A 14527-nucleotide genomic window follows, 5' to 3' on the forward strand; every position below is an offset into this window, starting at 1 on the left:
CGGCGGCATCGACGCCATCGTTACGGCGACGTGTCCCGGGGCCCCGTGCCGGCTCAGCGCACTGCGGCCAGCGTTTCGCCCCCGCGCAGCGACCCCGTCAGCTCCACATCGGCGTCACGGGGCGCCCGCACGGCGAACGTCGGTCCGCCCGCCGCTCCCCGTACCGCCCCGGTAGCCTCGATCCGGGTCACCGCCCGGCTTCCCGCCGCCAGGACGTACCACCGGCCGGAGGCCGCCTTCCAGTGCGTGCCCGCCAGGACGTGCTGCCCGAACCTGCTGCACAGGGCCGTGTCGTCGCGGTCGGCGACCACCGCGGCCGGGTCCGTGGGCGAGGCCCCGGGGCCGAGGAACTGCACCAGCACCCGGCCGGGGCCCCGCCAGGTGTCGGCCCGGGTGCACAGCCAGCCCGCCGAGGCCCCGCCCTCGGGCAGCTTCTGCTCGGCGAAGGCCCAGTTGTTGACCGCCCGCACACCGGAGCCCGACAGGGTCCGCAGGGAACACGCCGTACGCGCCCAGGCGAGCAGCGCCTCGGTGCCCGTCGCCTCACGCGGCTGCCGGGCCGGCGCGCCCCGGCCGGGCTTCGGGGTGTACGTCAGATGCGCGGGAGCCAGGTCGCCCAGATCCGTCAGCAGGAAGGCGTGCTTCTCCACGATCCGCCCGGACGAACGCAGCTGGAGCACCGGCCAGGAGTCGCACGCGCCGCCCGCCGGGGGCCGGGGCACCGGGGCGGTGACCCCGTCCCGCCCGACCTCCAGCGGCTGCCCGGGGGTGTTCGGCGCGAGCAGGTCCCGGGTGCTCGACCCGGCGATCCAGGGGGCGAGCAGGAACCGCGCGCCGTCGCCCGTGCGGCTGACGACGACGGCCGCGCCCGTCGTCACGTCCGCGTCGTCCATCCGGGCGAAGTCGAGCGCAGCCCCGCCGGGCCCGGACAGCGGCTCCGCGTACCGCGCCACCCGGATCCCGCCGTCGTGGAACAGCACCACGGCCGCCCCGTCCACCTCACCCGCGAACAGCAGCCGGGGCGGCTGCGCGGGCGGGACCGCGACCGTGCCCGGCGTGGTGGACACCCGGACCGTGCCCGGCGGACCGGACCAGGCCCGCAGCGCCCGGCCCAGCAGCTCGCCGTCGCCCGTGCGCCCGCCCCGGGCGGGCCAGGCGGTGAAGTCGACGCGCGAGGTGTCCGCCCACCGCTCCGCCGACGCCCGCAGCAGCCCCGCCGGGTCGAGCGCCGGGGCCGCGGCGGCGGCCGGGTTCCGGCCGTCGCCCGTGGACCGCGTCCCCGCGTCGACGGAGACCGCCAGACCTCCCGCCACCACGCACAGCGCCGCGGCCACCGCCACCGCCCGCACCCGGTGCCTGCGCCGCAGCAGGTCGCTCGGGCGGGTCTGGACCGTGCACGGGTCGAACTCGCCGGACCTGAGCATCGCCCGCGCCCCGGCCCGGTCCGGCCTCCCCAGCCGGGCCGCCCGGCGCACCGCGTCCGCCGGATCCGCCACCGCCGCCCCGGCCAGCAGCTCCCGCGCCCCGGACTCGTCGAGTCCCTCCAGCAACTGCAGGGCGAACGCCGCCCGGACCGCCCCGGGCACCGCGGACAGGGCCCGGTCCAGGGCCAGTTCATCGACGCCGCCCGCCCGGGGAAAGAGCCGCAGCCCCCACACCACCGGCACGGCCGGACGCAGCGCGCCCGGAGCCGGGAGCCTTCCGGGCCACCAGCCTGGCCGCCGCTCGTGGGCCAGCGCCGCTCGCAGCACCCGCAGCCGCATCCACCCGTACGCGGCGCCCGAGGGGCCCTGTTCTGGCCCGGCGTCCTCCGGTGCGGACTCCGTGCCCTCCGGAGCGCCCGACCGGCGGGACTGTCCGGGAACGCGCGGGTTCCGCACGCGGCTCCCGGCAGGGGGCAGGGCCCGCTGGACGACGGCGTGCGCGGCCAGGACCCGGCGGTGCCGCCCGAGTGCCGGCGGGAGGACGACGTAGGCGAGCCGCACCAGGCGGGGATAGTGCTCCACGAGAGCGGCCTCGGCCTGCTGCACGCCCGTGCGGTCGGGGTGTACGTCGGTCCGCTGCTGCGGTTGATGGATCGGCATGAAATGGGTGCCTTCCGGGGCCGTGGCGGGGATGTCATACCGACAAACGAGTCAATCGTGTGACGGTCACATCACCCGTACCGCATCGGCCACCCGGTCGTTGGCGATCAATGCGGAGACGCTGGGACGAGCGGCTCCGGCCCGACGGTCCTACCGGTCGCCGGGGGAGGCGAGCAGGGCGTCCAGGACCTTGCCGAACATCCGCCGTCCGGTGGAGGCGAGCAGCGGATCACCCCACCGGGGCACCAGCCGCACCCGCAGTTCCTCGACCCAGACCACATGGGAACCGGAATCCGTGGGAAGCACGTCGATCGAGGCCCGGCCCAGCACCACCGACCCCCGCTTCTCCAGTCGGCAGACCCCGGCCCGGCCCCCGGCGGGAGGCGTCCACCGCACCACTTCCATCGGATCGTCGAACGCCAGCGGGCCCAGCCCCGTACGCGCCACGAAGACCGTCCCGAGCTGCGAGGGAAGTCCGGTCGGGACCGAGACCGCGGTCAACGGCACCTGCGCGCCGTGCCGTTCCCAGTCGGTCACCCGGCGCCAGGCCTCGGCTGCGGGGAGTGGGGAGAAGCGCTCGATCCGGAAGACGGCCACACCACGATCCTATGGGGTGTCCGGCAAACCCGCCGATCCGAACGGAATCCGGAGCGCCCGCCTCAGCCCTCGGTGGCGGGCGAGGCGTCGGCGGCCCCGGCGGGAGAGTCGCCCGCCACCAGCAGACCCGGCAGATGTTCCTCGATCTCCGCGCGCGTCCCTGGGGCCAGACCGGCGTCCGTGACGAACGTGTCGACCTCCTCCAGCGTCGCGAAGGAACTCAGGCCCACCGTGCCCCACTTGGTGTGATCGGCCACGACCACGATCCGGCGCGCCGCCCGGACGAAACGGCGATTGGTCTCCGCCTCCGCGAGGTTGGGCGTCGAGAGCCCCGCCTCCGCCGAGATCCCGTGCACGCCGAGAAACAGCACATCGAAGTGGAGGGAGTCGACGGCCCGGTCCGCGACCGGCCCGACCAACGAGTCCGATGGAGTGCGCACCCCGCCCGTCAGCACCACCGTCGCCGCCCCGGGGCGCGCCCCGCGCCCCCCGGCCGGACGCTGCGCGTCATGGAACACATCGGCCACCCGCACCGAGTTGGTCACCACCGTCAGATCCGGCACGTCCAGCAGATGCCGGGCCAGCGCGAAGGTCGTCGTCCCGCCCGAGAGCGCGATCGCGCTGCCGGGCACCGCCAGCGCCGCCGCCGCCCGCGCGATGTCCTCCTTGGCGCTCAGCTCCAGCGCCGACTTCGCCTCGAACCCGGGCTCGTGCGCACTCGCCTCGACGACCGGGACCGCGCCGCCGTGGACCTTCTCGATCACGCCCTGGCGGTCCAGCGCGTCCAGATCCCGGCGGATCGTCATGTCGGAGACGTTCAGCTTGCGGGTCAGCTCGTTGACCCGGACCCCACCGCGCCTGCGCACCTCGTCGAGGATCAGCGCACGTCGCTGCTCCGCGAGCAGGTTCTGATTCTCGCTCAACGCCGGGCCCGGTCCTTCCCTCTGCCGTACGGTCCGCAGCGGTCTGCGCGACACGCTCATCCTGCCACGCAGGCATGTCCGGCGTATCACCTGGGGAGATTCCGTGAGACCGCTTCACACGCCCGCCCCGCGCCCGGAATCCTCGGGACTTCGCGACCGGCGGGGTCACCACGCCGGCGCCCACGACGTCCCGGCCCCGCACCATCCGCTCCTGCGCACGTCTCCGTCGGCCGCGAGGCCGACGCGCCCGAGAGAGAGTCCCCCTTGGCCCCTGCCGCCCTGCCCCCGTCCCCGCCCGACTCCCCGCCCGCGCAGCACACCGGGGCCGCACTGGAACTGCTCGTCCACGGCGTCGGCGGCGCCACCCCGCAGGAGATGCTGGGCGATCCCCGTACCGTCCGCGTCACCGGGGACGAGACCGCGGCCGTGTACCGGCGCACCGAGGACGCCCACGGCGAGAAGTACCCCGAGCGCTATCGGGACGAGCCCGTCGCCGAGGCGTACTGCTGGTCCGGCCTCACCTCCGGCAACGGCTCCCGCGCCCTGTGGCTGCTGCTCCTGCCGTTCATGGTGGTCAACCTCGCCCACTGGATGCGCCCCACCGCCACCGGCCGCACCCGCGCGGTCCGGCTGTACGGCGTGCTGGTGCGGCTCGTCGCGCTCAGCCTCACCGTGCTGCTCACGGCGGCTGCCTGCGAAGTCGCCCTGGACCTGCTGGCCTGGCAGTGCGCGGGCGCCGATGCCTGCGCCGAACGCCGTTCCTGGCTCGGTTTCCTGTCGGCCCGGCAGGACGGCTGGTGGTCGCAGCCCGGCCGCCGCCTCGCCCTGGCCGCCGTCGTGCCCGCGGCCCTGGTGGGGCTCCTGTGGTACCTGTCCAACCGGACCTGGAGCGCGTACGAATCCCAACGCCCCCTGGATGAAGGGGACATCGACGCCCACGACCCCGAAGGGGGGCACGAGGCCCACGGCCCCGACACCCCCGCCCCGGACACCGACGGGACCCCGCGCCCGGCCGCCCCGATCCGCCCCGCGCTCGGCAGGCCCGGCTTCTGGTACGGCCGCCGCATCGTCGCCCGGCTCCGTGCCGCCCACACGGCGGCCGGATTCCTGACCGTCGCCGCGGCCGTCGCCGGCGCCGCCGCCCGACACGACCGGAGCCCCGAAGGATCAATTCCCCCGCTCCTCGGCGCGGCCGTCGAGGGCGGGATCGTCCTGTGCGCGCTCGTCGTCGTCCAGGTCGTCTGCAGCCGGGGCCGCAGCGAACGGACCCCCGACACCAAGCTGGACGCCGCCCTGATCACCTATCTGCCCGGCTCCGCGCTCGCCCTGCTCGCCCTCGCCGTCGTGTACGCCTCCTGGTCGCGCCCGGACTGGGAGTCCTCGGGCAGCCTGCCCGGCGAGACCGCTTTCCGGCTCCTCACCCTCGGCCAGGGTGTCCTCGTCGTCGGCCTCGCCCTGGTCGCCCGGGGCATCTTCCGGAGTAACCCCGAACCGCGCACCGTCCTGCACGGACTCGGCGGCCCCGCGGTCGCGATGCTCGCCTGCGCCCTCGGCGGCGTGATGACCGGGGGAGTGGCCCAGCGCGTCGCCGACTGGCTCGACGGTCCGGGGAGCCCGGGTATGGGCCACGGCACCGACATCGCCGGACCGCCCGTCCTGCTGAGCTGGCAGGCCTCCGTCATCCCGGTGCTCCTGCTGCTCCTGCTCGTCCCGGTCCTGGTGCTGATCGTCCGCACCACGCGCACCGCCCGCAGGCTGGGCCCGCTCATCGAGGCGGAGTACGCCCCCGAACCGCCGGACGAGGGCCGTACCCGCCGCATCGCCCGGATCCGCGCGACCGCCGCCCTCACCGACTCGGCGCCCTGGATCGTCGGCGTGGTCTCCGGGGCCACCCTGCTGCTCGGGGCGGGCGCGACCGTCGGCTCCTGGCGCAGTGACGAAGTGCCGGGCCGGGCCGCCGACGGGAGCTGGCCGCTCATCGAATCGTTCGCCGAGACCGCGCAGTCGACCGGCTCCTGGCTGATCGGCTTCGGCTTCGTCCTGTTCGTCGCCGGTGGCCGCCGCGCCTACAAGGACGCCTCGGCCCGCCGCACCATCGGCATCCTCTGGGACGTGGGCACCTTCTGGCCGCGCGCCGCCCACCCCTTCGCACCCCCGTGCTACGCCGAGCGCGCGGTTCCCGACCTCGCCTCCCGGATGTCCGCCTGGACGACGACCACGCCCCGGGGCCGGCTCGTCATCTCGGGCCACTCACAGGGCAGCGTGCTCGCCGCGTCCGCCGTCTGGCAACTGCCCGACGCGACCCGCCGCCGGGTCGCGCTGCTCACCTACGGCTCGCCCCTGGAGCGGCTGTACGGGCGGTGGTTCCCGGCCTACTTCGGCCCCGGACCGCTGCTCGGGCTGCACCGCTCGGTGCACTGCTGGCGCAATCTGTGGCGGCACACCGACCCGATCGGCGGCCCCGTCCGCATCTGCGCCGACCCCGACCCGGGCGTCGACCGGGGCCCCTTGAAGGACCCACTCGCCTACGGGCGGACCACGAAGCTCCCGCTGCCCGAACCGATCCTCGGGCACTCCGACTACCAGGCAGACCCGGTCTTCGCCGAGGAGCGTGCGGATCTCCTCGCGGAGCTGGGCCCCCTCGTCCCCCGGCAGGCGGAGGCAGGCCTTCAGAAAGGCAGCTCGGGGAGATCCTCCGGGTAGAGCAGGGTCAGGTCGTCCGTGCTCGTCTCGGCGAGCTGGGCGACCCGGCCCGCATGCCGCTCCACCATCGACTCGAAGGTCTGGCGGGCGGTGCGGCCGTTGCCGAAGGCGGGACCCTTGGGCAGCTGCGTGAAGTACTTCAGGAGCGCCTCCCCGGTGCCCTCCGCCAGGCTGTACTCGTGTTCCTCGGCCTGCTGCTCGACGATCCGCAGCAGCTCCTCGGGGAGGTAGTCATGGAAGGTGATGGTCCGCGAGAACCGCGAGGCCACCCCGGGGTTGACGGTGAGGAACCGCTCCATCTCGTGGGTGTAGCCCGCGACGATCACGACCACCGCGTCCCGGTGGTCCTCCATCAGCTTCACCAGCGTGTCGATGGCCTCCCGCCCGAAGTCCCGGCCGGAGTCCTCGGGCGAGAGGGCGTACGCCTCGTCGACGAACAGCACCCCGCCGCGCGCCCGGTCGAACGCCTCCTGGGTCCGGATCGCCGTCGAGCCGATGTGCTCGCCCACCAGGTCCACCCGGGACACCTCGACCAGATGTCCGCGCTCCAGCACCCCGAGCGAGGCCAGGATCTCCCCGTACAGCCGGGCGACCGTGGTCTTGCCGGTGCCGGGGGAGCCGGTGAAGACGAGGTGCCGGCGGACGGACGCGGCCTTGAGCCCGGCTTCCTGACGGCGGCGGCCCACCTCGATCATGTCGGTCAGCGCCCGCACCTCGCGCTTGACACTGTCCAGGCCCACCAGCGCGTCCAGTTCGCCGAGGACCGCCGAGGAGTCCCGGGCCGGCTCCACCGGGACGACCGGCTCCGGAGCGGGCTCGACCGCGCGCTGGCCGGGCAGCGCGCCCAGCAGACCGGGCGTCGACCGGGTCTCCGTCAGCACCGCGGGCGGCGGCGGGGCCGAAGCCGTACGCAGACCCCTCTCGTCGCTCGTGCAGTCCTTCGCCACCGGGCCGGCCGCGCCTGCGTCGCCCTCGGGGAACTCGTAACCGCCCCGGGCGCACCGCTCGGTGCGGCAGCGGGTGAGCGTGGTGCGGCAGCCGTCCATGACGTGGAAGCCGTAGCCCTCGCTGCCCGTCACCCGGCAGCTGTCGAAGGTGCCCCGGCCCTCGGCCGAGACGTAGAACCCCGCCTCGGCCGGCGAGGTGACCGTGCAGCGCTCGATGGTGGGGTCCGCGCCCTTGGTGACGATGACCCCGGTCTGCGCCGCGTCGATGGTGCAGTTGTTCAGCGTGCCGCCACTGCCGTGGTCGCGGAACCAGGCGCCCGTGGACGCCTCCCGGATCCGGCAGTCGTCCAGCTGGGCGGTGGCCCCGTCGCTCACGGAGACGGCGGTGTTGCGGATCTGGGAGAGGTCGCTGTCCACGACGTCGGCGCGCGACCCCCGGTCGAGGACGAAGAGGGCGTCGGGGACGTCGTGCACCCGGCAGGCGTCCAGTATCACCGTGGCGCCGTCGCTGACCCAGACCGCCGGGTAGTCGCCCGTACTGTCGTGGATCTCGCACTGGTTGGCGTCGACCCGGGTCCCGGGGTCCCAGACCGAGAGCCCGTTGCGGCCGAAGCGGCGGACGGTGGAGCGGGTCAGCGTGAGCACCGAACGCGACCGCAGGTCGATCGCGTTCTCCGGGATGTCGTGGATGTCGCAGTCGGCGAGGGTGAGCACCGCGTCGGTGTCCAGCGTGACGCCGTCCGCGGAGGTGCGGTGCACGGTGCAGTCGGTCAGGTGGGCCGAGGCACGGGCGGTGACCTGGATGCCGCTGCCCCTGATCTCGTACACCTCGCAGCCGAACGCCTCCAGGCCGCTGCCCTCGCCGGTGACGCCGATCCCCGCCCCGGACGCGTGGTGGATCCGGCAGCGTTCCAGGCGCGGATGCCCGCCGTCGCGGACCGAGACCCCGGACTGGCCCGCGGAGACGATCTCGCACTCCTCGAACACGCCGCCCGCACCGTCCAGCACGGCGATGCCGACCCCGGCCGGGTTGTCGACCGTGCAGCGCCGCACGGTGGGCCGGGCCGCGCCGCGCACCTCGATGCCCGCGGCCGACCGCGTCACGATCCGCAGGTCCGTCAGCTCCGCCGTGCCGTCCTCGACCAGCAGCGCCGGAGCCGCCGAGTCCTGGCCCTCGACATGGAGGTCCTGGATGACTGCGGAGGCACGCACGGTCAGCGGTACGCCGTCGACCGGCGCGATCCGCACGGAACCGACCGAACCCTCCGGCCCGCGCAGCGTCACCGCGCGGTGGACGACGAGGTTCTCCCGATAGGTCCCGGGCGCGACGGTGAGGACGTCGCCGTCGGCTGCCGCCTCCAGGGCCGCGGAGAGGGAGGCGTACTCGCCCGTGCGGCGGCGCCATCGCGATGTGCCGGTGTGCGTCACCTGGACCGTGCCCTGTGCCATGGCGTTGCTCTGCCCCCACCTCGTGCTGTGCGATGCCTCGGGTCCGTCCGTCGCCGGGGAGGCGGACGGGGTCGGACCACCGTAGCGCGCGTGAGGGGCGGGAGTTGACGAGTCCGCCCAGCGGAGCGATGTCCCCCCCGCCCGCTCCCGGCCGGGGGAGGCCGTGGTCAGCCGCCCTTACCGGCCCTGCCCCAGCCCGGACCGGCCGCGGCCCACTCCCGGTCCAGCCGTGCGTACCGCCGCCGCACCATGCGTCGCACGGTCAGCCGGCGGCCCGCCTCGACGCACGCGCCGGCGAGCAGGAACGTGCCGATGCCGCCCAGCACCGCGTGGGTCCGGGCGGTGCGCCCGTCCATCGGCGGCGGCACCGGGTGGCCCGTCGCGTCCGTCCAGATCCGCACCGGGGACCCCGGGCCGCCCGGCCGTGACGCGGTGGCCACCTTTCCGGTGCGCGGACTGCCGTCCGGGGCCTCCCAGGACGCCACCACCCAGGTGCGCGCGGCCCGTTCGACGCCACCCTCGGGATCACCGGCGAAACGTCCCCTCCCCGCCGGGCCCACCACCACCGCGTCGACGGGGTGACGCTCCTCGTGCTGAGCCCGCACCGACCGCTGGAGGGCGGCGTCGGCCACCGTCCCGCCGGCCCAGCCCGCGGCCGGGGCGCCGACCACGAGGAGCAGGAGCGCTCCGAGCGCCACCCATGCCTCGCGGCGGTCGGTGGCACGGCGCAGCGGACTGCCCCGCCCGCGCAGCAGTGCCCACAGCACCCACACGCCCGTCCCCCTGCCCCTTCTGTCGATCCGGTCGATCTATCCGTCGAGGACGTCGAGGATCCGGACGGGGTCCCCGACCCTGATCACTCCCGTCCCCTCGGGAATCAGATTCTGGCCGAAGACCAACTGCTTGCCGAACCGCCGGTGGCGGGCCAGCGTGAGCAGCGGCTCCCTGCCCCGCTCGGCGGTGCGCTGGTCGGTCGTCGTGATCACACAGCGGCCGCAGGGCTTGGCCACCGTGAAGGCGACCTCGCCGATGGCGATCCGCCGCCAGTGGTCCTCCGCCCACGCCTCGGTCTCCCCGATCACCACGTTGGGCCGGAAACGGTCCATCGGCAGCGGTCCCTCCTCGGGCCGGTCGCCCGCGGCGATCAGGGTGTTGAGCGCGTCGAGCGACGACGTGGTGGTCGCCAGCAGCGGGTAGCCGTCGGCGAGGGAGACCATGTCCCCGGGCCGGGCGAAGAGCGGGTCGACGGGCCTGCGGTGCGACGGGTCGTCGAGATGCACGAGCCGGACCTCCGCGCCGAGGACCGCGCTCAGCCAGTCATGGGCGTCGCCCGGCGCCTCCTCCACCACCACGGTGTCCCGGTGCAGCTCCACGGTGATCATGCGGCCGGGGTCCGGTCCCTCGACGCGCTGGGGCGGAAAGCCCGGCGCGGACAGGAGCACGCCGCCGCCCGGCAGCGGCTCGGCCGAGATCCGGGCCATGGACGGCTGCTGACGTTGTGTGACGGCCCTGCCCGCCTTGTCGACCAGCATCCAGCGGCGGTCGCCGTCGAGTCCCCATGGCTCGACGGCGACCATGTCGCAGGCGCGGGCGGCAAGCGACTTGACCGGATGGACGTGGGCTGAACGGAGCACGGGAAAGCTCATGCACCCATCCTGCCAGCAACCTCTGACCCCGTACGCGTGGATTCCCGGGCATCAACTGGCACCCGTATGTCCTGGATGGGGCTGGTGTCCGGTGCGTCCCCCGGCGCACCTCGTCGCACGGAGTCGCGGGTTCAGTACCCCCGGCTCTGGTACGGGCGGTTGTACGGGTCCTCGTACGGCGACTGCGCCGGCGCGGGCCGCGGCGAGGCCGGGCGCATCGACTCGTACCCGGTGCCGGGCGCGGGCCGCGGCTGCTGCGGGTAGCCGCGGACCGTCGACGGCTGCTGCGGGATGTACGGCGCGGGCGCGTGCTGCAACTGGGCGGGCTGCATCGGCGACTGCTGCGCCGGAGCCTGCTGGTACTGCGGCATCGACTGCTGCTGCGGGTAGCCGTAACCGGTCTGCTGCGACGGGGCCGCGGGCAGGGCGGGCAGCGCCGACGGCAGGGCCGGCAGGTAGCTGTTGCCGGTGTCATAGGCGGCCGGAACCCGGATGGGGGCGATCTGAGGGGTTCCCCGCTCCGCGACCAAGGAGTCGTAGATCGGAGTGTCGGGGAACGACGCGGCGTAGTAGCCGCCGCCGAAGGTGGAGCGGGGGGACGTCATGCCACCTAAGTTAAGCCCACAATGCGCTGTAGGGGGAGTCCCCATCTTTGGGTTATCCGTTTTACGCTGGTTCTGTGCGGCCGACCCGCCAAAGCATCGTTAAAGATTTCGTTAACGGGAGGGACCTTTCCGCTGGTGGGCGAGGGCTTCGGCCCCCCGCTCCCGACCGTGAAGGGGAACGGCGCCGAAGCATCCGGGAGGCAGGCGAATAGCGTTTGGCCAAAGCGCGATGCGTACGGTTCGACGTCACGGAGATCGTCCGCCGGCCCGAAAGGCCCTGCCTTCCGTCAACCCACGTAAGGCTTTTGGCACCGCCCTCACCCGCCCGGCTCGGTGGTACCTGCCGTGCGCGGTGCGCGGCGAGGGGATCGGCCGGCCACCGGCAGCACCAACAGGGCGGCCAATCCGCCCATCAGGGCCAGGGCCGGGTAGCCGTCCCACGCGACGACCAGGCCGGACGCCAGGCTCCCGGCCGCTCCGGCCGCCGCGAGCCCCACGTCCACCAGCCCCTGGGTGGAGGCGCGCCGGTCCGGGGGCAGGGCGTCGGTGACGATCGCGGTGCCGCTGATCAGCCCGAAGTTCCAGCCCAGGCCGAGGAGTACGAGAGCGGCGCCGAGGGCGGGCGTCGAGCCCGCGGGCGACAGGGCGGCCAGTGCCCCGGCCGCCAGCAGCAGCGGCCCGGACGCGCAGGCGACCCGTCGTCCGCCGATCCGGTCGACGAGCAGCCCGGTGAGCGGGGAGGGCAGGAACATCGCTCCGACGTGCAGGGAGATCACGAGCCCGGCTGCCTGGGCGCTATGACCGTGCGCCAGCATGTGCACCGGCGTCATCGTCATGATCCCGATCATCACGACTTGGGCCAGGATCATCACGGTGGTGCCGACGGCGACGTCGTGACGCCCGGCGGGCGCCGCGGCCCCGGCGCGGGGCCCGTCCGTGCGCGCGTCACCCTCCTCGCCGGTGTCAGCGCCCTCGCCCGGGGCGCCCGCCGCCCGGACGGCCAGCTCCTGGGCGAGCCGGAGCGGATCGGGCCGCAGCAGGCAGGCGAGGACGACCGCGGTGGCGGCGAACGCCGCGGCCGCCAGCAGGAAGGGCCCGGCGAGACGCGGCACGCCCCAGGCGTGCGCGAACTCGCCGGCCGGCGTCACCAGCATGGGCCCGGTCACCGCGCCCAGGGTGGTGGCGAAGAGCACCGCGCTCACGGCCCGTCCGCGCCGGGCCGGGGAGGCCAGGTCCGCGCCGGCGTAGCGCGCCATGAGGCCGGTCGCCGTACCCATTCCGTAGACCACGAGGGCCGGGAAGAGCAGCGCCACGCTGTCGGTGGCGGCGGCCACCACGACGCCGACGCTGCCGAGCGCCCCGGTCGCGTAGCCCAGTGCCAGTCCGGGGCGGCGGCCCCAGCGGGCGCAGAGCCGGCCGATGCCGAGCGCGCCGAGTGCGGCCCCCGCGGTGAAGAGCGCGCTCGGTACTCCCGCGAGGCCGGTGGAGCCGAGCATCTCCTCGGCGAGCAGGGCTCCGACGGTTATCCCCGCGGTGAGACCGGCGCCGCTCATGATCTGGGCCAGTACCAGCACGGCCAGAATGCGCCGCTGTTCCGGAATCTCACCCGTGGCGACCGGATGTCCGCTGCGAGTCGACAAGGGAGAGCTTCCGATCGTCAGGCGGGCGAGGACATTGTCACTCAGGCAACGGCCATGGGTTTCAGCTCCGCGATGTCCGTGAGGGAAACGCCCAGCTGTTCATGGAGGAACCGGACCATGGTCCAGTGCGGCAGCGCGCCTTCGTCGAACGGCCCGAATTCCTGGCAGTAGAGGGGGATCCAGCGCAATGCCTCTTCCAATGCCTGTTCGCGTCCCGGCTCTTCCTGGTAGTCCTCGTAGGCGATGCTGCGGTGGTTGACGAAGAACCGCCCGGGAAGCCGTTCTTCGCACAGCGTGCGATATTCGCGGGTCTGCAGGATGAGGTAGTGCCATATCTCGTCGATGTCCTGTTCGACAGGCAGGAAAAGCCCGGCGAGCCGGTCCCGGTACCGGGAGACGAGGTAGAGGTACCGCAGACATTCGGTGACCTGACGTTCCACGAAGTCCTGGGGTATGTCCGGCGCCTTGTCGCAGAAATGCCGTACCACCTCGGTGTGCAGCGCGTCTCCGAGAATACGCTTCAGGTCGTCGGCGGAGAGTGTCTGTCCGCTGGTCATGGCACTCCGTTTCTGAGGGGGAGAGGTGGCGGTGCGTCAGGTGCCGGTGATGAGCCAGGCGTACTTGCCGGAGCGCCCGATGGGGATATGGGTGCGGTGTTCGATCCGGCAGTTCCGTCCGGTCAGTTGGGCGACGGCCTGCCGCAACGCGGCGCCCTCGGCGGCTCCGAGGGGTTCGTCGGTGAACGTCGTGTACGACAGGGTGGCGTCGGCGTCGCCTTGGAGGTGCAGTTGGTGCAGGAAGATCCGGGGGAAGCGTCTGCGACATGCCGGTCGAGGTCGCCCTGGGCGACCGGGCCGTTCGGTGTGCTCAGCAATTCCTTCTGACGGCCGCAGAACTGGGTGATCGCCGCGGGGTCCGGCGAGCCGTCCAGGGTGCGCACACAGTCGCCCGACCGGTAGCGGACGAGCGGCATGTAGGGATTGCGCACACTGGTGACGATGAGCTGGTGGATCGTGCTTCCGGGGACCACCGGCAGGAGCTCGACGCTCATCCCGGCCAGGTGGGGCCAGTACCGGCCCTCCCGGTCGCTGTAGTAGAGGTAGCCCAACTCCGTACTGCCGAACAGGTCGATGACCGGGCAGTCGAAGCGTCGGTGCAGGAACCGCCGTACGTTCACCGGGGTGTACTCGTAGGCGGTGATGACGCTGGCCGGCGCGGGGAACGCGTCCAGCAGGCCCCAGGCCTCCGCCTTGCGCACCAGGTGCGCCAAGTGGTAGCCGGAGCAGTCGAGGTGGTACCGGCCCTCCGGGTGTGTGCTCCGGGCCAGGTCGATCTCGCGGAGCATCCGCAGTACGTCCTTGCGGACCCACTGCGCCGGATCCAGCCGCAGGTTGAGGTAGCAGGTGCGCTCGTCGAGCCAGCGGTCGGCCAGGATGGGTATTCCCTTGTGCTCCACGCCGCGGCGGGCGGCGTTGACCCGCGCCACGTGTTCCGTCGCGAGCACCGTGGTGAGGGAGACCCGGCGGCAGCCCGACTCCCACGTCTCGCCGATGTCGGGGTGGTTCCGCCACAACTCGTAGTAGGAGCGGAGCAGGAAGTACGGAGGCCGGATGATCTGCATCCGGGCGTGGTTGGTGCCCGTGGACAGGACGAACTCCGCCTCGCCGTTCTCCAGCGCCGCCGCCAGCCGCGGCGTCATCCAGTTGGCGGGGAACCCGCGGGCGATCTCCGGTTTGTCGAGCAGGGGGAAGTGGCCCTTCGCCAGGGACTCCTGGTAGATCGGTATGTCGCGAATGTGCTCTATGACATCGCTGGTCGGCTGGCCCTTCATTAATTCCTTCTCATGTTTCGCATAGCTGAAGAAATACGGGCTACGAGGGAGACGGAGTCGAGACGCCCGGGAACATGCTGTGGTGGGGGAGGAATCTTTCGC

The 14527-nt window shown here is 73.4% G+C and carries 10 protein-coding genes and 1 pseudogene; 1 reads left to right on the forward strand and 10 read right to left on the reverse strand.

From position 1 onward, the window contains the following. Positions 1–53 precede the first annotated feature (53 nt). The 3 genes from AC3CH1_RS33835 to AC3CH1_RS33845 all read right to left on the reverse strand — a co-directional run bounded on the left by AC3CH1_RS33835 (position 54) and on the right by AC3CH1_RS33845 (position 3604). Entirely contained in the window at positions 54–2084 is a 2031-nt protein-coding gene (locus AC3CH1_RS33835) for a hypothetical protein (RefSeq protein ID WP_488466359.1), read from the reverse strand. 150 nt (positions 2085–2234) lie between these two features. Continuing rightward, positions 2235–2681, reverse strand: a complete 447-nt coding sequence (locus tag AC3CH1_RS33840) for an SRPBCC family protein (RefSeq protein WP_018956731.1) — start codon at positions 2679–2681, stop codon at positions 2235–2237. Positions 2682–2743: 62 nt separating this feature from the next. After that, positions 2744–3604 (reverse strand): DeoR/GlpR family DNA-binding transcription regulator, encoded by an 861-nt coding sequence (locus AC3CH1_RS33845; RefSeq protein WP_488466360.1) that lies wholly within the window; start codon positions 3602–3604, stop codon positions 2744–2746. Positions 3605–3868: 264 nt separating this feature from the next. On the opposite strand from AC3CH1_RS33845, the gene AC3CH1_RS33850 reads away from it, so the two are divergent. Next, positions 3869–6307 carry a hypothetical protein gene (locus AC3CH1_RS33850; RefSeq protein WP_488466361.1) on the forward strand — a complete coding sequence of 813 codons (2439 nt, stop codon included), beginning with the start codon at positions 3869–3871 and terminating at the stop codon, positions 6305–6307. Here the strand turns inward: AC3CH1_RS33850 and AC3CH1_RS33855 are convergent. The 7 genes and pseudogenes from AC3CH1_RS33855 to AC3CH1_RS33885 form a co-directional block, all read right to left on the reverse strand. Further along, a complete protein-coding gene (locus tag AC3CH1_RS33855; protein ID WP_488466362.1) occupies positions 6274–8703 on the reverse strand; it encodes a right-handed parallel beta-helix repeat-containing protein in 2430 nt (809 codons plus the stop codon). The two genes, AC3CH1_RS33850 and AC3CH1_RS33855, sit on opposite strands and share 34 nt — an antisense overlap. A gap of 167 nt (positions 8704–8870) precedes the next feature. Further along, positions 8871–9476 (reverse strand): Rv1733c family protein, encoded by a 606-nt coding sequence (locus tag AC3CH1_RS33860; RefSeq protein ID WP_488466363.1) that lies wholly within the window; start codon positions 9474–9476, stop codon positions 8871–8873. A 36-nt stretch (positions 9477–9512) separates the two neighbouring features. Next, on the reverse strand, positions 9513–10349 hold the full coding sequence (locus AC3CH1_RS33865) for an MOSC domain-containing protein (protein ID WP_488466364.1): 837 nt from the start codon (positions 10347–10349) through the stop codon (positions 9513–9515). 131 nt (positions 10350–10480) lie between these two features. Continuing rightward, positions 10481–10954 (reverse strand): DUF6643 family protein, encoded by a 474-nt coding sequence (locus tag AC3CH1_RS33870; RefSeq protein ID WP_488466365.1) that lies wholly within the window; start codon positions 10952–10954, stop codon positions 10481–10483. Positions 10955–11271: 317 nt separating this feature from the next. Beyond that, complete coding sequence (locus AC3CH1_RS33875; protein ID WP_488466366.1) at positions 11272–12594, reverse strand: MFS transporter; 1323 nt, start codon at positions 12592–12594, stop codon at positions 11272–11274. A 41-nt stretch (positions 12595–12635) separates the two neighbouring features. Then, entirely contained in the window at positions 12636–13151 is a 516-nt protein-coding gene (locus AC3CH1_RS33880) for a glycine-rich domain-containing protein (RefSeq protein WP_488466367.1), read from the reverse strand. Positions 13152–13187: 36 nt separating this feature from the next. Further along, positions 13188–14425: pseudogene (locus AC3CH1_RS33885) on the reverse strand (hypothetical protein). Between the last annotated feature and the right edge of the window lie 102 nt (positions 14426–14527).

The sequence above is a fragment of the Streptomyces sp. MGP-P1 genome, from assembly GCF_057766565.1.